The sequence below is a fragment of the Kitasatospora sp. NPDC059088 genome (genome assembly GCF_042738155.1).
In the GTDB taxonomy this organism is placed as follows: domain Bacteria; phylum Actinomycetota; class Actinomycetes; order Streptomycetales; family Streptomycetaceae; genus Kitasatospora.
Map to the genome: position 1 here is coordinate 1 of NZ_JBHYGR010000158.1, position 379 is coordinate 379.

Below are 379 nucleotides of genomic sequence, written 5' to 3' on the forward strand. Positions count from 1 at the left end.
GCCCTGGCTGTCGGCCGGGGCGTTCGGCGAGGCCTTCACCGACTGGGCGTCGATGATCGCCGCGGTCGGCAGGATCCGGCGCCCCTTCTTCGCCCGCAGCTGGTCACGGAGAGTGTCGTGGATCTGCTCGGCGGTGCCGTCGCGTTCCCATTCCTTGAAGTAGCCGTAGACCGTGGTGTGGGGCGGGAAGTCGTGCGGCAGGTAGCGCCAGGCGATGCCGGTCCGCGCGACGTAGAGGACCGCGTTGACCACTTCACGCAGTTCGGTGGTGGGGGGGGGGCCCCCCCCCCCGGGCCGCCCCCCCCCCCCCCCCCCACCGGGCGCTTTTGTGCGCCGAGAAACGTTTGTGATGGTAGGGGGGGCGCGGCGGGGGGTGGAC

Annotated in this window: 1 protein-coding gene; it reads right to left on the reverse strand. The window is 72.6% G+C overall.

Features of this window, described 5'->3' with window-relative positions:
- The coding region (locus tag ACFWXO_RS39690; protein WP_380530754.1) for a transposase at positions 1–351 on the reverse strand (351 nt) is incomplete at its 3' end.
- Positions 352–379: the final 28 nt, after the last annotated feature.